The sequence below is a fragment of the Gammaproteobacteria bacterium genome, from assembly GCA_022450155.1.
Classification (GTDB): Bacteria; Pseudomonadota; Gammaproteobacteria; order Arenicellales; family UBA868; genus REDSEA-S09-B13.
This window is the reverse complement of sequence record JAKUQR010000009.1, coordinates 30618-48931: the sequence shown is the minus strand read 5'-3', so window position 1 is coordinate 48931 and position 18314 is coordinate 30618. Positions and strand designations below refer to the sequence as shown.

17 protein-coding genes are annotated in these 18314 nt (G+C 52.7%); 6 read left to right on the top strand and 11 right to left on the bottom strand.

Annotated elements, in window-relative coordinates; translation table 11 throughout:
- Positions 1 to 25: 25 nt before the first annotated feature.
- From MK323_06895 to trxA, 4 genes are all read right to left on the bottom strand, one after another.
- Entirely contained in the window at positions 26 to 967 is a 942-nt protein-coding gene (locus tag MK323_06895; protein ID MCH2481887.1) for a thermonuclease family protein, read from the bottom strand.
- The gene (rpmE, locus tag MK323_06890) at positions 912 to 1118 is read right to left on the bottom strand and encodes a 50S ribosomal protein L31 (protein MCH2481886.1); all 207 of its coding nucleotides are present in this window, start codon (positions 1116 to 1118) and stop codon (positions 912 to 914) included. The genes MK323_06895 and rpmE overlap by 56 nt, the downstream gene beginning before the upstream one ends.
- Positions 1119 to 1206: 88 nt before the next feature.
- Positions 1207 to 2469: a transcription termination factor Rho gene (gene rho / locus MK323_06885; protein MCH2481885.1), complete on the bottom strand. Its 1263-nt coding sequence runs from the start codon at positions 2467 to 2469 to the stop codon at positions 1207 to 1209.
- 224 nt (positions 2470 to 2693) lie between these two features.
- On the bottom strand, positions 2694 to 3020 hold the full coding sequence (gene trxA / locus MK323_06880; GenBank protein ID MCH2481884.1) for a thioredoxin TrxA: 327 nt from the start codon (positions 3018 to 3020) through the stop codon (positions 2694 to 2696).
- 391 nt (positions 3021 to 3411) lie between these two features.
- Here trxA and MK323_06875 point away from each other — a divergent pair, with 391 nt between their 5' ends.
- Entirely contained in the window at positions 3412 to 4875 is a 1464-nt protein-coding gene (locus MK323_06875) for a DEAD/DEAH box helicase (GenBank protein ID MCH2481883.1), read from the top strand.
- Between the two features lie 103 nt (positions 4876 to 4978).
- On the opposite strand, the gene MK323_06870 is transcribed toward MK323_06875, so the two are convergent.
- The 5 genes from MK323_06870 to MK323_06850 form a co-directional block, all read right to left on the bottom strand.
- Positions 4979 to 6511, bottom strand: a complete 1533-nt coding sequence (locus tag MK323_06870; protein ID MCH2481882.1) for a hypothetical protein — start codon at positions 6509 to 6511, stop codon at positions 4979 to 4981.
- Positions 6512 to 6579: 68 nt separating this feature from the next.
- Positions 6580 to 7833: a diaminopimelate decarboxylase gene (lysA, locus tag MK323_06865; GenBank protein ID MCH2481881.1), complete on the bottom strand. Its 1254-nt coding sequence runs from the start codon at positions 7831 to 7833 to the stop codon at positions 6580 to 6582.
- Positions 7834 to 7839: 6 nt separating this feature from the next.
- Positions 7840 to 8001: a lipoprotein gene (locus MK323_06860; protein ID MCH2481880.1), complete on the bottom strand. Its 162-nt coding sequence runs from the start codon at positions 7999 to 8001 to the stop codon at positions 7840 to 7842.
- Positions 8002 to 8030: 29 nt separating this feature from the next.
- Positions 8031 to 9416 carry an argininosuccinate lyase gene (gene argH, locus MK323_06855; GenBank protein ID MCH2481879.1) on the bottom strand — a complete coding sequence of 462 codons (1386 nt, stop codon included), beginning with the start codon at positions 9414 to 9416 and terminating at the stop codon, positions 8031 to 8033.
- 121 nt (positions 9417 to 9537) lie between these two features.
- Complete coding sequence (locus MK323_06850) at positions 9538 to 10146, bottom strand: cytochrome c4 (GenBank protein MCH2481878.1); 609 nt, start codon at positions 10144 to 10146, stop codon at positions 9538 to 9540.
- Positions 10147 to 10283: 137 nt separating this feature from the next.
- Here MK323_06850 and yihA point away from each other — a divergent pair, with 137 nt between their 5' ends.
- Positions 10284 to 10907 (top strand): ribosome biogenesis GTP-binding protein YihA/YsxC, encoded by a 624-nt coding sequence (yihA, locus tag MK323_06845; GenBank protein ID MCH2481877.1) that lies wholly within the window; start codon positions 10284 to 10286, stop codon positions 10905 to 10907.
- A gap of 6 nt (positions 10908 to 10913) precedes the next feature.
- Here yihA and polA read toward each other — a convergent pair whose 3' ends face one another.
- Positions 10914 to 13544: a DNA polymerase I gene (gene polA, locus MK323_06840; protein ID MCH2481876.1), complete on the bottom strand. Its 2631-nt coding sequence runs from the start codon at positions 13542 to 13544 to the stop codon at positions 10914 to 10916.
- 781 nt (positions 13545 to 14325) lie between these two features.
- Positions 14326 to 15633, bottom strand: a complete 1308-nt coding sequence (locus MK323_06835; protein ID MCH2481875.1) for a S41 family peptidase — start codon at positions 15631 to 15633, stop codon at positions 14326 to 14328.
- Positions 15634 to 15870: 237 nt separating this feature from the next.
- On the opposite strand from MK323_06835, the gene MK323_06830 reads away from it, so the two are divergent.
- From MK323_06830 to MK323_06815, 4 genes are all read left to right on the top strand, one after another.
- On the top strand, positions 15871 to 16227 hold the full coding sequence (locus MK323_06830; protein ID MCH2481874.1) for a metalloregulator ArsR/SmtB family transcription factor: 357 nt from the start codon (positions 15871 to 15873) through the stop codon (positions 16225 to 16227).
- Between the two features lie 93 nt (positions 16228 to 16320).
- Complete coding sequence (locus tag MK323_06825; GenBank protein MCH2481873.1) at positions 16321 to 16740, top strand: rhodanese-like domain-containing protein; 420 nt, start codon at positions 16321 to 16323, stop codon at positions 16738 to 16740.
- Positions 16741 to 16766: 26 nt separating this feature from the next.
- A complete protein-coding gene (gene secB, locus MK323_06820) occupies positions 16767 to 17237 on the top strand; it encodes a protein-export chaperone SecB (GenBank protein ID MCH2481872.1) in 471 nt (156 codons plus the stop codon).
- Positions 17238 to 17286: 49 nt separating this feature from the next.
- Positions 17287 to 18309 carry an NAD(P)-dependent glycerol-3-phosphate dehydrogenase gene (locus tag MK323_06815; protein ID MCH2481871.1) on the top strand — a complete coding sequence of 341 codons (1023 nt, stop codon included), beginning with the start codon at positions 17287 to 17289 and terminating at the stop codon, positions 18307 to 18309.
- The last annotated feature ends 5 nt before the right edge of the window (positions 18310 to 18314 follow it).

Sequence of the window (18314 nt, the reverse complement as noted above, 5' to 3'; positions counted from 1 at the left end):
TAGTTCCTACGATAACGCTCTGAAATCACACACACGCATCCTGTATCTGGCTGGGTAATACGGATCGAGCCTGGCTGCTTGGACATAGTCGCACCGGCTCTTGACCGCAACGTTCGAGCATGAAGGGATGGTTGATTACCAGTCGATAGCGTTTGCGCGCCATCGAGACCCAGCCCCGGACTGCTATCCTTGCCCGGTCCAGGCTGCAGGGTTTGTAGTCAAAGTGCCGGTTCCACTGCTGCCGTGGTACCAGCACAACAAATTTTTTGGCAAGAGCGAACACAAACCACTTTTCGGTGAGCTCCACGCGCTGGACTCGACCGTAGACAAATGTATACCCAGCTTTGGGTCTGATCATCTCAACCGAACTGGCACGGTAGTAGTCTATTGTCCACATTCCCTGGTTGTTCGCCCGGGCTGTTGTCTCAGCTGAGACATATTCATCCAAATGGCGCAAGTTGGGCGATATAGCAACTGCACTGGCGAGCCCTTTGAGGAGCAATTGTCGCTGAAGACTCTGGCCGGCACTGTTGTAAATATAGGCCAGGGTACGGCCATAGCGATCAAGCGGATCTTCAGCTTCTTCAAGTCCGACCAATTGGCCACCAATCAGATCTCGTAATGTGCTCGATGCTTTTTTCGCAAGCGGCTCGGAAAGTCGTCCACCACGCCCCAGTTCCGGCGTGTTGATTCCGGCGAGACGTACTCTTTCTCCACTTTGGAGAACGATAGTATCCCCGTCAATTACATCACGAACAGCTTCATACCTGAGGTTCGCACCGACTTCAGTGCAGGTTGTGAACAGGACAAAAAATATTGAAAGAGCAGTTGTTGCTCTTGGTGTTTTCTGTGGAGAACCGCCGACCACCCTTGGTCTGGGGTTGTGGTGCTGGACAAAATACCTTGAATGGTCAGTCTTTGCGACCGTACTTTTGCTGAAACTTGCCCACCCGGCCAGCTGTGTCAATTATTTTCTGTTGACCTGTATAAAATGGATGACACGCGGAACAGATTTCAACGTGCAGATCCCGCCCCATGGTTGAGCGGGTTTCGAATGAGTTGCCACACTGGCAACTGACTTTAATCGCCTCGTAGGCGGGGTGAATATCGGCCTTCATGTCACGGGTCTCTAGTGCGTACTGCCTCTGTTTCAGCTGGTCGGGGACGCGCGATGATATGCTAATCGTCCGTCACCGGCAAGCCGGTTTATCGATTCATGGATTTAAAGAATTCCGCGTTGTTCTTGGTTGCACGCAATTTATCCAGTAGAAATTCCACAGCCTCCAGGTCATCCATGGGGTGGAGTAGCTTCAGCAGCAACCAGATCTTCTGCAATTCTGTGGGGTCGGTCAGCAGCTCTTCCCGCCGCGTACCGGATCGGCTGATAATGATGGCTGGATACACGCGTTTGTCAGCGATCCGTCGGTCAAGATGTATCTCCATATTACCGGTACCCTTGAATTCCTCGTAAATCACATCGTCCATTTTGGACCCGGTATCTATCAGTGCAGTCGCGATGATCGTGAGGCTACCGCCCTCTTCGACATTGCGCGCCGCTCCAAAAAAGCGCTTGGGTTTCTGTAATGCATTGGCATCAATGCCCCCGGTAAGCACTTTGCCCGATGCCGGTTGCACCGTGTTATAGGCGCGAGCTAGCCTGGTGATTGAATCAAGAAGGATCACGACATCCTTTTTGTGTTCCACCAGTCTCTTTGCTTTTTCGATGACCATTTCAGCGACTTGCACATGGCGGGATGCGGGTTCATCGAAGGTCGAAGAAACAACTTCTCCTCTAACGGTACGTTCCATCTCCGTTACTTCTTCAGGACGTTCATCAATCAGTAACACCATCAGCACACAGTCCGGCTCCGACGCTGTGATGGCGTGCGCAATCTGTTGCAAGATGACGGTCTTGCCCGTCTTGGGTGCTGAAACTAACAACCCTCGCTGCCCTTTGCCGATGGGTGATACCAGGTCAATGACGCGAGCCGTGAGGTCCTCTGACGAACCGTTTTCCTGTTCCAGACGCATTCGCTCATCCGGATGTAGGGGTGTCAGGTTCTCAAATAGGATTTTGTTCTTTGCATCTTCGGGTGGCTGAAAATTAATGGTCTCAACCTTGAGTAGTGCGAAGTAACGCTCTGAGTCTTTTGGCGGTCTGATCAACCCGGAGACTGTGTCGCCGGTACGCAGAGCGAAGCGCCGGATCTGACTTGGTGAAACATAGATATCATCCGGTCCCGCCAGGTACGAACTGCTGGCAGAACGCAGAAATCCAAACCCGTCCTGCAGTATCTCAACCACTCCTTCACCCTTAATTTTTTCACCGCGCTTGGCTTGAGATTTCAGGATCGCAAAAATCTGATCCTGCTTACGCAGGCGACTCACATGCTCCAGTTTGAGAGACCGGGCAACTTCAGCCAATTCGGTCGGTGTTTTCTCTTTCAGTTCAGTCAGGCTTAAAGACATAAGTTGATCTCAAGGTGTGCCGGATTGGCATAAGTTCTGTCTATACCGTCCCAGCTGGACGGACTCCGGCTCAGCATTAGCCGGCGGTATCGAGGAAATTCAGTTGGAAGGTGGTGTTGGGGTAAGCAGGGTTAGCGTCGGGCCTGTTGGGTTCAATGTACCACCTTCAACGTCCGTAAGTCCACTTAAACTGAACACTGTACTGGCAGTGGCGTTCGCTGGATCTAGAGGTTTTCATCGATAAATGCGATTAACTGGGATTTAGATACGGCACCGACTTTGGTCCCTTCGACGGCGCCGTTTTTAAATAGCATCAGTGTTGGTATACCACGGATCCCGTACTTGGGTGGTGTTGATGGATTATCGTCTACGTTTATTTTAGCAACAATCATCTTTTCTTGGTATTCGTCTGCAATTTCTTCGAGAACCGGTGCAATGGACTTGCATGGCCCACACCATTCGGCCCAGTAGTCAACTAAGACAGGTTTATCAGAAGACAACACATCTTGTTCAAAAGAATCATCGCTCACGTGTACGATTGTGTCTGACATATAGGTAAAGCCTCTACTTTGTTAAAGATATTAAAAGGAAACAAACCGTACCAGGTAAAGCGATTCTGGGCGCTGTGTTATACTTCAGCCTATCATCTCTTCTTGGTACCCATTCGGGAAAACATACGGCAACCACTCGCTGGCTCCAGATGTCATTCCGAAAAACACTTTTTACCAGAACTCCACCCCGATAATCAAGACGCAATTTGTCGCGATGCAGACTCGCACCGCAAAATCCGATCTATACAGCTGTTGCACCGCAACGTGTACAAATCTCGGATCGGGCTCTGCGCCAGCCAATTCAACGACACCATAACAAGAAATCAAATCAGTTAGCCGGTGATTCTGGCCGACTGCCCACACAGCCCCGACAGGCTCTCAATTCAGCAATATGGACGAAACTACCTATCTAACAGACAAGAAATTCGAGGAGTTTGACCTTCCGACAGCACTGGCCCAAGGCCTCAAGGATGCCGGTTTTAGCTACTGTAGCCGAATTCAGGCCCAGGCATTACCACTACTGCTCGAAGGACACGATGTAGCCGGACAAGCTCAAACAGGCACGGGTAAGACGGCTGCTTTTCTGCTCGCGACCTACAACCGGCTGCTGACAATTCCGCCTTCGACAGACCAGCGGCCCACCAGCGTGCGCGCTGTTATCCTCGCACCAACCCGTGAACTGGCGATACAGATTTACCGCGACGCCGAAACGCTGGGTAAGCACACCGATTTAAGACTCGGTCTGGTCTATGGCGGAACGGGATATCACAAACAGCGTGAGGATCTCAGTGAGGGTGTGGATATTCTTGTTGGCACGCCTGGCCGGCTTATCGACTATTTCAAGCAGGGTATCTTCGACCTCAAAGGCGTGCAGGCGGTCGTGCTGGATGAAGCTGACCGGATGTTTGATCTCGGCTTCATTCGTGATATTCGTTTCGTGCTCAGACGGATGCCGGCACCAACCAATCGCCTGAATATGCTGTTTTCCGCGACGCTCTCCCTTCGGGTAAGCGAGCTTGCCTATGAGCATATGAACAACCCCACGGAAGTGAAAATCGAATCCAGTACACCAGTTGCCCCTCGACTTCTTGAAGACGTGTACTACCCGGCAAATAGTGAAAAACTGACCTTGCTACTGGGTCTTCTGAAACAGACACCTGGCGATCGGATACTGATCTTCGCCAACATGCGAGTGACCTGCGACCGTTTAGGACGAAGCCTAAAGCGCGAAGGCTATTCCGCCGGTGTACTTTCCGGCGATGTCCCTCAGAATAAACGGGAAAAACTGCTCAAGGATTTTACTGAAGGGCGGCAGCAGATCCTGGTTGCTACCGATGTAGCCGCACGAGGCCTGCATATTCCCAGCGTGAGTCATGTATTTAATTATGATTTGCCCCAGGATCCGGAAGATTATGTCCATCGTACGGGTCGTACGGCCCGAGCCGGCGCTAGCGGTCATGCGATCTCATTTGCCTGTGAAGACCACGCGTTCTCGTTGATGGACATTGAATCCTTTATTGGCCACCCGCTAACCAAGCGGGAGATTTCAGACGCCATCATGCGCGCGCCTCGTGATGCTGCAACACAACACAAAGGACAAAGGTCAGAAGCCAAACGACCGCCGAAACAAGATAAAGAAAACGCCTCTGTAGTCCAAACGTCCGATCCTCCAAAACGGACCGTTGCCGCGAACCCAACGGTGCACAAAAAACCGGGGGGCACTGACAACACAGATCAACGTGTGCTATCGCCTCGTAATCAATCGGCCGAACGAATCGCGCCCGCGGTCGCAAAACAACACACTCCGCCCGAAAAAACGCGGCGAACAGACTTTGAAAGCCCCGCTGTTGGCTGAGTTAGCAACCGCTTGTTGTGAGCGGACAGGGTCAGTTCGCCGTCTAGAATCTACCTGACCGGTTTCTGCGGGGTTTGGAAATCTTGAAAAGAGAGATTGCGATCTAGGGCAGGCGATAAACGATGACGGTGTCACCACTTGGCTGTGAGAAGATTTCCACAAGCGTTGCACCGAGTGTCTCCAGTTGTTCTCCAGCCTGTGTATGATCCTGCCGCCGGTGAAACCGCAGTGCAATAAACTCGGATTGCGGCCAGCGCCCCTTGGCCAAATCCCGCAGGATCAGTCGATGATCACTGCTGATGAAGTCGCGGTCCAGGTAACGGTTACTGTAGAACGCAATACGCCGGTCATTGGTCACCAGGGAGCCGGTTTCAACCGCATGTTGGGCAAGCCAAACGCCTGATGCTTTTACTGACTCGGCTCGGGTCGCGTTGTCGAGTCCACTGATCGACTCGCCCACACCCCACAACAGCAGCAGAATGATTGCAGAGCGTCTCGCGATCGAAAGTTCGCGCCAGTGCAGAGAAAAAAAGAGTTTTTCAAGTACAAAAGGCGCTATCAACAGCACGGTCATGCCCAGCGCCAGCGGGTACCGCGGTGCCAGGAAAAGCATAATCGATGCAAAAATTGCAAGAATGACCAGATGCATGCCAATCACGCTCAGCCACAGGCGATCCAGGCCTGAATCGCGGAATGAATACCTGCCGACTGCCCCGAAAACCACCAATATTCCCCAGGGTACGGTCAGTTGTGAGAGTGTCGCTGACGCCACAATCATAAAGATAGCAAAACCAAAAAGCACATAAACGTATTTTGAAGAGTACTGTCCAAGAAACTCGCTGCGCAGGATGGTGAGCTTATGACCAATACCACTGGCCACTTGATGCCACGCTGTTGTCAGGACCTGTAATGGCTGATCTAAAACCGACAGGTGGTTCACCGAGACGTTCGGCATAAGGAGCCACCAGGCAAGCACCACCACCAAGGCGGCAGCTGCGACCACTGTTACCATCAGAACAGGCCAGCGTAGACCTAACGGCCTAGGCTTGAAAATGCTAAATAGAATCGGCGTGCAGAACAGAAAAACGAGCCCTTCAATGCGAAATAAACTGGCCACTAAAAGAGACAAAATGATCCCCAGTCTGTGGTAGAAGTCACCAAACATTCGGTAGCGCCCCAGGAAATAAAGCGCAACTAGAAAACTCACCAGGTATCCGGCATCACGAATGATGAATGCCCGGTATTCGTTGAATGCCGGGTGAATCAAGGCTACAAAAGCGGCCAGAACGGTCAGTCTTTTTGAGTCGCCGCCGAACACCCGTACCGTCAGAACAAACAGCACCACCGCCCCGGTGAAAAACAGCGTGTTCAGAATATGTCCGGACACTAGGTAGCTGACGCCTGCTATTTTGCTGACCAGTAACATCAATAAGGGATAGAAAGGCCACTTGTAGGTCGTTATGGCACCGGCCCAATCAGAATCGGCCAGGCGCTCTGCCGTGCGAATATATTCAATCCCATCATTGTTGATCACATGATCGATGTGAATACACCACAACGACAACAGTACGCTGACTACACTGCAGACCACCAGAACTGCTGCAACAAAACGGCTTTCAGCAGGTTGCTCAGACATCAGGTCCATGACGGTGTGATATAAATACTTAGCAGGAAAAATAGTGGCTGGCCTGATCGGTGATTCGGTCAATCAGGAAGAATACTTTCGTTCTGGTATAACTGGCTGAGCGTTTCATGTCGACGAACCACGTGGAATTTGTTGCCCTCCACGATTACCTCTGCAGATCGAGGTCTGGCATTGTAGTTGGAGCTCATTACCGACCCGTAAGCACCGACCGACTGAACCACGAGCAGGTCTCCCTGACTTATCGACAGTCGCTGACCCCGGGAGAGAAAATCCGCCGTCTCACATATGGGGCCGACAACATCATATGTCGCAGGTTCCACGTCCGCCGGCGACACTTCGATCACCCTATGGTGCGCACCGTAGAGCGCCGGCCGCAATAAATCATTCATCGCAGCATCCACGACCGCGAACTGGTGGCTTTCGGCAGATTTGAGATATTCGACCCGTGTCAACAGTACCCCGGCATTACCCACGATGGCCCGGCCAGGTTCAATGAAAAGCGGCAAATTACACTGTCGGGCTGACAGTGTATTGAGCAAGGCCTCGACATAAGCGTCCGGCTCAGGTGGCGTCTCGTCTCCATAACGAATACCCAGGCCGCCACCAATATCTAGGTGTTTCAATTGCAGCCCCTCTTGCCGCAAACTGAAAACCAGATCCAGTACGCGGTCCAACGCGGCGGTAAACGGTGACAATTCGGTAAGTTGTGAACCAATATGGCAAGCCAGCCCGATGATCTTCACATGGCTTGCATCGTGGGCCTGCCTGACCAGATCAGGTACCTGGTCTGTGGGAACACCGAACTTGGTTTCCCGCAGACCGGTCGCGATGTAGGGATGGGTGTGCGGATCGACATCCGGGTTAATCCGCAGTGCGATGTCTGCGACGACCCCCAGGGTACCGGCGATACGATCGACCCGATCAAGTTCTGCAGCTGATTCGACGTTTATACAGTGTATCCCAGTCTCTAGCGCGCTGGTGATTTCCGACTCGCGCTTACCGACACCGGAAAAAACCACATCGTCAGGTCGCCCGCCTGCCTTGAGCACGCGCTCGAGCTCCCCGCCAGAAACGATATCAAATCCGGAACCCATCTGGCACAGTAAGTTGAGGATGGCCAGATTCCCGTTGGCCTTTACAGCATAGTGAATTCTATGCGGGTAATCGCCAAAAGCATCGTCAAATAGTCGCCACTGCTGTTCGAGAATCGCTCTGGAGTAGACATAACACGGTGTTCCAACTGCCGAAGCGATACGGGCTAATGGCACGCCTTCGGCAAAATACTGCCCTTCACGGTAATGGAAATGATCCATTGCGGATCAGCCGCCTTCAGAATTCTGCTTTTTGTTCTGCTCGGACTGCTCGGCGGGCAAATAAAGTGGCCCCGTCTGACCACAGGCCGAAAGTGACACCACGGCTAGCGCCAGTGTGAACGCGATCAGGGCCGGGATGGCCGACTTGAGTGTCTTAATCCGGATCATCGTTGTATTAGGAGTACCCAGGTCGTAATTTACCGTTGTGCGAGTCGTGTGCGTGCTTCGGCAACAGCAGACCTCACGCTGTTCGGTGCGGTTCCACCGGGATGATCGCGCGCCGCGACGGAGCCTTCCAGTGTTAACACCTCAAATACATCAGCGTCGATCTTGTCAGAAAACTTCCGCAAAGTATCCAGTGATAGCTCGGCCAGGCCCAGCCCGCTCGCGTCTGCAGCTGCAACTGAACGTCCCACTGCATCGTGGGCATCACGAAAAGGCACCCCTCTCCTGACCAGATAATCTGCCAGATCTGTTGCTGTTGTGTGTCCTTTGGCGGCAGCGTCGTACATTTTCTCCTTATCAAATACCATCTGCCCCACCATCTTAGTCAGAACATCGAGAGAGCCTAGAGCGGTATCGACACTATCGAACAGGGGCTCTTTATCTTCCTGATTATCGCGGTTATAGGCCAGTGGCTGGCCTTTCATCAGAACCAGAAGTGCAACCAAGTGGCCGACCATCCGGCCGGTTTTCCCGCGTAGCAGTTCCGCCACGTCCGGATTCTTTTTTTGTGGCATGATGCTTGAGCCTGTACAAAACGCATCGCCGAGATCGACGAAACCGAAGCGCTCAGATGACCACAGCACCAGGTCTTCTGCAATACGAGAAAAGTGCGTGGCCATTATCGCTAGTGCGGCCGTGACTTCAATCACGAAATCCCGATCAGAAACAGCATCTAACGAATTGCGCATAACTGCGGTAAACCCCAGTTCATCTGCTGTCATCTGTTGATCGATAGCAAAACTCGTCCCAGCCAACGCAGCTGCGCCCAAGGGAAGAACATTTGTTTGCTCTCGACAATTTCTCAGCCGCTGCCAATCTCTTTCCAGCATTTCTACCCATGCCAGTAGATGATGACCGCAGGTCACTGGCTGAGCCGGCTGCAGGTGAGTAAAACCCGGCATGATCGTGTCAGCATGTGTAGCTGCGATCTCAACCAACGTCAGCTGAAGTGCGGTGATTCGAGCCCGCAGTTCGTCGATGGCATCGCGTACGAAAAGGCGCATGTCTGTTGCGACCTGATCATTTCGCGAGCGTGCAGTATGCAGTTTTTTACCGGCATCCCCGATTAACTCAGTCAGTCGTGATTCGATGTTCATGTGAACATCCTCCAGACTGGTTAACCAAGGAAAGCGCAGTTCCTCTATTTCCTTACCGATCGTTGTCAATCCTTCGACAATGGCTTCTGCCTCTTTCTCTGACAATATGCCTTGGGCAGCAAGCATGTGGGCGTGGGCCACAGATCCTGCGATATCGAATCTCGCAAGTCGGCGGTCGAAATGTTCGGATGCGGTGAACTGCTCTACCGAATCATCGGTATCATGCTCGAAACGACCGCCCCAGAGTTTGCCTTTGGTCATTGTCAGATCGCTCTTTGCATTGGACTTGCCTCGACAGGCTTTGGCGGTAGCTGACTTAACTTTAGATTAAGTCCTTGAGGTCGTCTTAGCTGAAGTTCGACCACCGCGCCTCGGATCAGGTCTACTGTAAGGCCGACATATACACCGCCAACGCTTTGATCTGCTCGGCCGACAGACGAAAAGCGATCGGGCCCATGATTGGACTTGCCCGCTGACCGTCTTTGAACGCCAAAAGCTGATTTTTCAAATAGGTCGGCCACTGACCTGTCAGCCTGGGATAGTTTGGCGGTATACCAAACCCTGCCGGTCCATGACAGCCCATACAGGCTGGAATTGACATCTCGCTGTCACCACCACGGTAAAGCTTTTCGCCGACATGAGCCAGTTCCAGATCGTCGGTCGAAACGGTTCTCGGCGGTGCCGTTTGTGAGGAAAACCAGGCGTCCAGGTCCTGCATGTCCTGTTCACTTAATGACTGGGTCATTCCTGCCATGATGGCATTCTTGCGTCCGCCAGATTTGAACTGTGTCAACTGCTGTGCAATATAACCCGGCACCTGACCAGCCAGAACCGGGTTTTGTGGCAATACACTGTTACCGTCCAACCCATGACACGCCGCACAGATTTGCGACTTGGCTTGACCGGCAGCTGGATCGCCATCCGCTTGTATCGCGCCCGCTGCAAACATGGCCAACGAGATCGAGATGGTGATCATTACCAGCCGTTTCATTAAACTGCTCCTTGTTGATTGCTCGACCCGATGCCCACAACGGTATCCCCAAATTAAGATGCCCTGGGGGTGGGGATCCAGTCGATCCAGACTTGATCAAACTGACGGTACAGGCACTAAACGCGGGATTATACCTTGTGAAAACCAAGCCCAGTGATTCGAACCTCTTGAGACAGGCAGCGTATGTATTGTCGGCCCACCATGCCAAAGACTGGCCAGATGATACCGGCAGCGAAGTCGCTTTCGCCGGAAGATCGAACGTCGGCAAGTCCAGTGCACTGAATGCAATCACGGGTCAAAATCGCCTGGCCCGGACCAGCAAGACACCCGGGCGAACCCAGCAGATCAATTTTTTTTCCCTGGACTGTCACTATCGACTGGTCGACCTGCCCGGTTATGGCTATGCCAAAGTCCCTCGAGACCTGCAGATTCATTGGGCAAAGACGGTCCAGCATTATTTTGAAAAGCGTTCCTCTCTCCGCGGTCTGATCTTGCCAATCGATATTCGCCGGGGAACAACGGCGATGGATCAGCAGATGCTGGCGTGGTGTCAGTCACAGCAACTGCCTGTGCATGTTCTACTCACAAAGTGTGACAAACTTAAGCGCGGTGCTAGGACAGATGCGCTGCGCGAGGTCAGTAAGAATCTGGCAGCTGAACACGGCGTAACGGTACAGCTGTTCTCAGCTACGAATGGTGTAGGTATCGAAGAAGCGCGTCAACAGATCATGGCACTCCTCAAAACCGTCGGACCTTCGTAAAAGATGTCAGCTGTGTGCTTCCGCCCAGTTTGCCCCACTGCCAACGTCTACACGAAGCGGCACCCTGAGTTGTGCAACACCGCTCATCAGTGAAGCGATAGTCTCCGGAACATCTTTGAGTTCACTGTCCGGAACCTCCAGTACGAGTTCGTCGTGAACTTGCATGATCATGCGTGTTTCGAGTGCCTGTTCAGTAAGCCAGCTGTCGATAGCCAGCATCGCCAGCTTGATCAGATCTGCTGCCGTGCCCTGCATCGGTGCATTGATGGCGGCACGTTCGGCGCCTTGGCGTCTTGCGTGATTACTTGAGCTAATGTCAGGTAGGTACAGCTTACGACCGAAAATAGTTTCGACAAACTGCTGCTCCCGTGCTTGCGTTCGTATCTGTTCCATATAGGCTTTCACCCCGGGGTAGCGATCAAAATAAAGCTCGATATACGACTGTGCTTCGGACCGGTTGATCCCCAGTTGGCGAGCCAGTCCAAATGCCGACATGCCGTAGATGAGTCCAAAATTGATGGCTTTTGCGCTACGTCTCTGGTCGCTGTCGACATCTTCCAACGCAGTGCTGAATACTTCTGAAGCCGTCGCACGATGGATGTCCTGGTTGTCGGCAAATGCAGCCAATAGTCCATCATCGCCAGACAAATGCGCCATGATACGCAACTCGATCTGGGAATAATCGGCAGCCAACAGTACCGAACCGGACTCAGGCACGAAAGCCTCCCGTATTCGTCGGCCGTCGGTAGTCCGCACCGGGATGTTCTGCAGGTTCGGATCGGTGGAAGACAAGCGTCCGGTCACAACAGACGCCTGGTGATAGGAGGTATGCACACGGCCCGTGTTGGGGTTAACAAGCAACGGCAACTTTTCGGTGTAGGTCGAGCGTAATTTACTGAGTGCCCGGTGTTCCAGAATCAGCTTTGGTAACTCATGTTGTTCAGCAAGTTCCTGGAGCACATTCTCTGAGGTGGACGGCTGACCTTTAGGCGTTTTACTGATCACCGGTAGCTGGAGTTTTTCAAACAGGATTTCCTGGATCTGCTTGGGTGAGGCGATGTTGAAGTCGGCGCCGGCCTGATCAAAGGCCTGCTGCGCCAGTGTGTCGATGCGCTCACCAAGTTCGCTACTTTGTCGGGCCAACATGTCGCTGTCCACCCGTACGCCCGTTCGTTCGATACGCGACAGTACTGGCAGCAAAGGCATTTCTATGTTTTCGAACAGTTCGCGCTGCTTTTCGAATTGCTTCAGGCGTGGATAAAGCGTCTGATGAAGACGCAAAACCAGATCGGCGTCTTCTGCAGCATACGGTGTCGCGGTTTCCACAGGGACCTGATTAAACGTCAACTGCTTTTTACCCTTGCCAGCGACATCTTCATAGCGTATCGAATTGAGTCCCAGATATTTCAAAGACAGGGTGTCCATATCATGTCGGGAGCCGGTGCTGTCCAGAACATAGGATTCGAGCATCGTGTCAAACCGGATTCCCCGGAGTTCTATGTCGTGATTAAGCAGAACAGATCGGTCGTACTTAAGATTCTGACCAACCTTTGGCAGGGTCGGATCCTCTAGCAGAGGTTTCAACTGCGCCAGAGTCTCCTCCAGCGGCAGTTGATCGGGCGCACCGGCATAGTCATGCCCCAGCGGCAGGTAAGCCGCCTCACAGGTTCGGTCGGTAAAAGAAAGTCCAACAATTCGAGCCTGCATCGGATCCAGCGAGGTGGTTTCGGTATCGATTGAAATCAACTCCGCCGACTGCAGGCGTTTTATCCAGCGGTTCAGCGCCTTCTGATCAAGAATGACTTGGTAGTCGACCGGCGGACTTTTTGCTTTGTCATCACCTGCTGATAAGCCACCGAGTTCCGACAGCCAGGTTTTGAATTCCAGGCCTGCATACAGCGTACGTAGACGAGATTTATCGGCGGGTTGCAACTGCAGGCCGTCCGGGTGCACATCGAGTTGCACGTCTAGCTTGATGGTTGCCAGTGCCTTTGACATCGGTAATTGGTCCAGGGCACCGCGAAGATATTCTCCGACCTTGCCACCGATTTCGTTCGCATGTTGAACCAGCTCGTCGAGGGAGCCAAACTCATTCAGCCATTTGCTTGCCGTTTTAGGGCCTACCTTGGGTACGCCCGGAATGTTGTCGACACTATCGCCCACCAATGTCAAAAAATCGACCATACGTTCAGGAGGGACACCGAATTTATTCACGACGCCGGTGGCGTCGTAAGTGATGTCTTTCATGCTGTCCACAAGCAACACTTTGTCTCCCACCAATTGAAACAGGTCCTTGTCTCCGCTGGCAATGAGCGTCTCGATTCCCATCTCGGATGCTGCCACAGCCAGCGTTCCGATGACATCATCGGCTTCAACTCCCTTGACACATATCAGCGGCAACCCCAGGGCCGAGATAACGTCGTGCAGCGGCTGTATCTGACCACGTAATTCATCAGGCATCGGCGGCCTATTGGCCTTGTATTTGGGGTACATCTGGTCTCTGAATGTGGGTCCGGGTGCATCGAACACCACGGCAAAATATTCCGATGGTTGCTCTTTGAGCAGACGCCGCAACATGTTCACAACACCGTAGACAGCTCCGGTTGGCTCGCCTTGGGAGTTGGTGAGATTAGGCATCGCGTGAAATGCGCGGTAAAGATAAGACGAACCGTCTACAAGAACGAGTTTGCCAGACACGCTTGATCCCCTCTAAGCAGGTTTCGTAGACAGGCAGCAGTCGGTGAAGTATCGCGCCACTGTCTATGTCACGAGTATACGGGGCTGTCAGAACGAGAAACAGTATTGTCTTGCTTGCATGGACAGGTTTACTGTCTGATATTCAAGTCTAAGCGCAGAATCCACAAAAACTCGAACTTACCGCCATAATACCCAAGATGTTCTGGGCACACTTTATACTGGAGTCAGCGTTGACCTCTCGCCTGCATCGTCCGTTGATTTTGATCTTTGCTCTTTTGTTGTTGGCCGGTTGTCAAACACTAAAGCAGAAAACAGATGCGCCCAGAAGTGAAATTCGCTTCTACACTATCAACAACCTAGATCAGCAAAGAGAGCTTTCATGGCTGCCAAAACGGCACGCTGAAGGTTGTTTTAACTTACCTGTATCACTCCATCTTTTTCGCATTGCACAGATCGGGTTCACAAGTTGTTCGGTCTATCGCAGTAAAGGTTGTGCACCCACCCATATCCACCCTATGGTTTGGTCGGGGAAAATCCGGAAAAACTCAAATAAACAAGAGCCAACTTTCAAGATGACTGAAGGCGCAATGTGGCTTTTCAGTCGTGGTCGAGAAGCAGCAGTCCGATCCTGGCAGTGTAGCCACTAGTGCCGGCTAGGTCGTAAATAGATCAATACCAAGCCGACTGGTGGGTCAATCAAACACACTTGTCGCGGCCACTCTCACAAACTCTGCTGGCGTGCGATCACCATTCCCTTCAGAATGTTTAAGGCCTCTCTGACCTGAGGATCGCTGACCAGTGACGGGTCGGCTTTCGTATCGACTGTAGAGTCCTGGTCTTTTTCGAGCTCATTTTCAAGATGCCCGGCTAGATCGGATTCACGGAGTCGGGAAGCGTCACCGTCGGGTGTCTGGCTAGATTCTGCAGGTTGACTCACAACATCCGGCGTGATGCCGGTGGCCTGAATCGAGCGGTCGTTGGGTGTGTAGTAACGGGCGGTGGTTAGTTTGAGCGCTGCTCCGTTAAACATGGGCAGTATGGTCTGAACCGATCCCTTGCCAAAGGTAGTCGTGCCGAGGATCAACGCCCGACCGTGATCCTGCAGAGCACCCGCCACAATCTCCGAAGCCGATGCCGAACCGCCGTTGACCAACACCACCAAAGGGGCATCATTCAGGTAGTCTTTGGGACTGGCACTGAACGTAACCTCCGAGTCCTCTGTTCTGCCTCGTGTCGAAACGATCAAACCATCTCTAAGAAAAGTATCGCTTACCTGTACCGCACCATCCAGAATGCCGCCGGGGTTATCGCGCAGGTCGAGAACCAGCCCACTGAGCGCTGTGCCCGCTTCCCGTGCTAAGCGAGCCAGCTGCTGGCGCAAAGAGGTAGCTGTACCGGTTTGAAACTGTGTGACCCGCACATAACCAAAACCAGTCTCCAAAAGCTCTGCTCGAACGCTTTCAAGCTGAATGATCGCCCGATTGAGTGTCACCTCAAAGGGTTCTGGTCGGCCCTTGCGTACGATGGTCAGAACAATTTCGGACCCGGGTTTGCCTCGCATCAATGACACGGATTCATCCAGTGAAAGCCCTTTAACCTGAACACCGTCCAGACTGATGATCAAGTCCCCTGATTTAAGTCCAGCCTTATGGGCAGGCGTATCATCGATAGGGGCGACGATCCTGATCACGCCATTTTCCATTGTCACTTCCAGGCCCAGCCCACCGAATTCCCCATGTGTGTCGATGTTCATCTCGCGAAAGGATTCCGAATCAAGATAGACCGTGTGCGGATCAAGACCGCCCAACATCCCCTTTATGGCATCGTTCAACAATTGGCTGTCATCGATGTCGTCTACATAACCCGACTTTATTTTCCCGAAGATCTCGGCGAAGATCTTGAGGTCTTTGATCGGCAGCTGCACCGTATTTTCAGCCTGTCCGGCATGCGCCACCAGAAAAGGACCTAAGCAAAAAGCCGCAGCCAATCCAATCAGCGGACGTTTCAAAGCTCTACACAGCACAATCATCCAATTTCTCCATGACGTCGACCCCACGAGCCCAGTCCGTGGCAGCGTCCACAGTATACGTCCAGCCCGGCCAGCTGCTGACCAGGCTCCAAAATGGCCGGATTCCTGCCCCAAATCCGCCCCGCTGAGGCCATTATCGGGCCTGAAAAGCAATGACAGCCACTCACCACTGGACAAATCGTACATTAGCGTATAAGGTAAGATTAATATTAACGTAATTTATCAGAAATCGGCGATATGGCCTTAGTTTCAGATAGTAAAAATCGTCAAATAGAAGGCGGAGATGCGGCATCACTTTTGGCGGACGAACGGGATTTGTACGTGGCTTCCCGGGCACTGAAAGCCATGGGCCACCCATTGCGCCTCAAAATCCTCTGCATACTGGCCGGAGCCCAGGAAATCAGTGTCCAGGATTTGGTTGAGATGGTAGGCACCTCCCAGAGTAACATCTCCCAGCACCTTTCTATCATGCGCGACAAGGGGATCCTTGATTCCCGCAAAGATGCGAACAAAGTCTTTTACCGAATCGGTGATGAGAAAATCCTTCAGCTGATCGGCACCATGCGCGAGGCGTTCTGCCCACCTGCTACCTGACCGGCGCCTTGCGATAGGCGCGCGCCGCTATTGGCGCACCCTAGCACCCGCTTGCTGTACACTAGCGCCCCCGTTTAATCAGTACTTCACGCCATGGACATTGAATTCATCACCACTAACTGGTATCTGTTTGCCGCGCTTGTGGTCATCTGCGCCCTGATCGCTGTAGACACGTTCAGACGTGGTGCTAACACAAACCAGGTTACTGCCGTACAACTGCCTCAGCTGATGAATCACGATGGCGCCGTCGTGGTTGATATCAGCGAATCTGCGGAATTTGAAAACGGTCATATTCCGGCTGCAATCAATATTCCGCTGGGCCAGCTGGACAGCAGCCTGAATCGATTGAAAAAGTATCGGGACAAAAAGAAACCGATTGTTCTGACGTGTAAGACTGGAACCAGAGCGGGGAGGGCCGCCGCTATATTGCGTAAAAACGAATTCTCTGACGTTTACACACTCGCGGGAGGTCTTGCGGCATGGGAAAAAGAAAACCTGCCGGTCGAACGCTGAGACTCTGAAGCACTAGGAGCCCTACCATGGTAGAAACCAACCCTACCGAACCGACTTTCGACATCAATCAGGTCTACGTCAAAGACCTGTCCTTTGAAGCGCCGAATAGTCCTCGGATATTTACCCGCGAATACAAGCTTAAATATGACCACGACTTCGAAGTCGTGCAGCAACCACTCGATGAAGCCAACGGCATTTTCGAGTCACAACTCAAGTGGACTGTTACTGCGAAAACCGAGGATGGTGAAATCGCCTACGTCACCGAATGCCATCAGGCGGGTATATTCACCTTGAAAGGCTATGACGACGAAACTCTGAATGAAATGGTAAAAAAAGCATGTCCACAAGTGCTATTCCCCTATCTACGTGAGGCAATCGGGCAAATGATCGCGAAAGGTGGTTTTCCCTCTTTTTACCTGCCCCCAGTCAGCATTGCGCTGATGTACGAAAACAAAAACGCGGTGATCGACCGTTCTGACAGCGGTGCCACCGGCTGAAAACCCCTACCCGGGAAACTTTACCAAACAAGGCGCCCGACGACACAGCGTGAACACCAAAAACCGGCAGCCTCTGGCGGTGTTGGGTGCAGGGTCCTGGGGAACCGCACTGGCTGGGCTGGTCGCGCATCACGGCCATCCGGTGTTGCTGTGGACTCGAGATCACACCCATGCACAGGAGATGATCGCAACGGGCCGTAACCAGCGTTTCCTGGGCTCGCTTGCACTACCCTCGGGTGTCGAACCCACCGCTCAATTTAACCGTGCTGTGGATGAGGCTCATCACTACGTCATCGCTGTACCCAGCCATGCATTCCGGTCGGTGCTTAACAGGTTGAACGATGCGCTGACGGGATGCTCTGAACCGCCGCAGATCTGCTGGGGAACGAAGGGCTTTGAATCCGGTACCGGTCTGTTGCTGAGCGAGGTTTTCGACCAGGTTCTGGGCCACACTGCCCAACCCGCCGTGTTGTCAGGTCCTAGCTTTGCCACTGAAGTCGCCCAGCGTTTACCTACAGCCCTCACCGTAGCCGCTCGCAATGAAACAGTTGCCGATACAGTGGCCTCATGGTTCAGAGACAACCGGACACGGGTCTATACGAGTACTGATCTGTCCGGCGTCCAGCTTGGGGGTGCGATTAAGAATGTCATGGCAATCGCCGCTGGAATCAGTGACGGCCTGGGGTTCGGGGCAAACGCGCGCGCGGCCCTGATCACCCGAGGCCTGACAGAAATGAGCAGGCTGGGTATCGTTCTGGGGGGTCAGGTCGAAACTTTTATGGGCTTGACAGGGATGGGGGACCTCATCCTGACCTGTACCGACGATCAGTCAAGAAATCGCCGACTAGGCCTGGGTATAGGCAAAGGCAAATCCAAAGAAGACATGCTGTCGGAAATCGGTCAGGAAGCCGAGGGCATCAACACGACTCGGGAGTTGTACCGAAAAAGCGCAGTGACTGCAGTCGAAATGCCGATTACTGAACAGGTATATAAGGTCCTGTTTGAAGACCTCGATCCAACGCTTGCGGTTACGGCACTGCTTTCTCGTCAAGCAAGAACTGAAAACCCCTAACCAAC

Coding starts and splice junctions, on each gene's coding strand:
- MK323_06825 (MCH2481873.1), top strand. CDS start 16,321: ATGGACATTGAATTCATCACCACTAACTGGTATCTGTTTGCCGCGCTT.
- MK323_06830 (MCH2481874.1), top strand. CDS start 15,871: ATGGCCTTAGTTTCAGATAGTAAAAATCGTCAAATAGAAGGCGGAGAT.
- secB (MCH2481872.1), top strand. CDS start 16,767: ATGGTAGAAACCAACCCTACCGAACCGACTTTCGACATCAATCAGGTC.
- rho (MCH2481885.1), bottom strand. CDS start 2,469: ATGTCTTTAAGCCTGACTGAACTGAAAGAGAAAACACCGACCGAATTG.
- trxA (MCH2481884.1), bottom strand. CDS start 3,020: ATGTCAGACACAATCGTACACGTGAGCGATGATTCTTTTGAACAAGAT.
- MK323_06850 (MCH2481878.1), bottom strand. CDS start 10,146: ATGAAACGGCTGGTAATGATCACCATCTCGATCTCGTTGGCCATGTTT.
- MK323_06875 (MCH2481883.1), top strand. CDS start 3,412: ATGGACGAAACTACCTATCTAACAGACAAGAAATTCGAGGAGTTTGAC.
- MK323_06860 (MCH2481880.1), bottom strand. CDS start 8,001: ATGATCCGGATTAAGACACTCAAGTCGGCCATCCCGGCCCTGATCGCG.
- MK323_06835 (MCH2481875.1), bottom strand. CDS start 15,633: ATGATTGTGCTGTGTAGAGCTTTGAAACGTCCGCTGATTGGATTGGCT.
- polA (MCH2481876.1), bottom strand. CDS start 13,544: ATGCCTAATCTCACCAACTCCCAAGGCGAGCCAACCGGAGCTGTCTAC.
- rpmE (MCH2481886.1), bottom strand. CDS start 1,118: ATGAAGGCCGATATTCACCCCGCCTACGAGGCGATTAAAGTCAGTTGC.
- lysA (MCH2481881.1), bottom strand. CDS start 7,833: ATGGATCATTTCCATTACCGTGAAGGGCAGTATTTTGCCGAAGGCGTG.
- MK323_06870 (MCH2481882.1), bottom strand. CDS start 6,511: ATGTCTGAGCAACCTGCTGAAAGCCGTTTTGTTGCAGCAGTTCTGGTG.
- argH (MCH2481879.1), bottom strand. CDS start 9,416: ATGACCAAAGGCAAACTCTGGGGCGGTCGTTTCGAGCATGATACCGAT.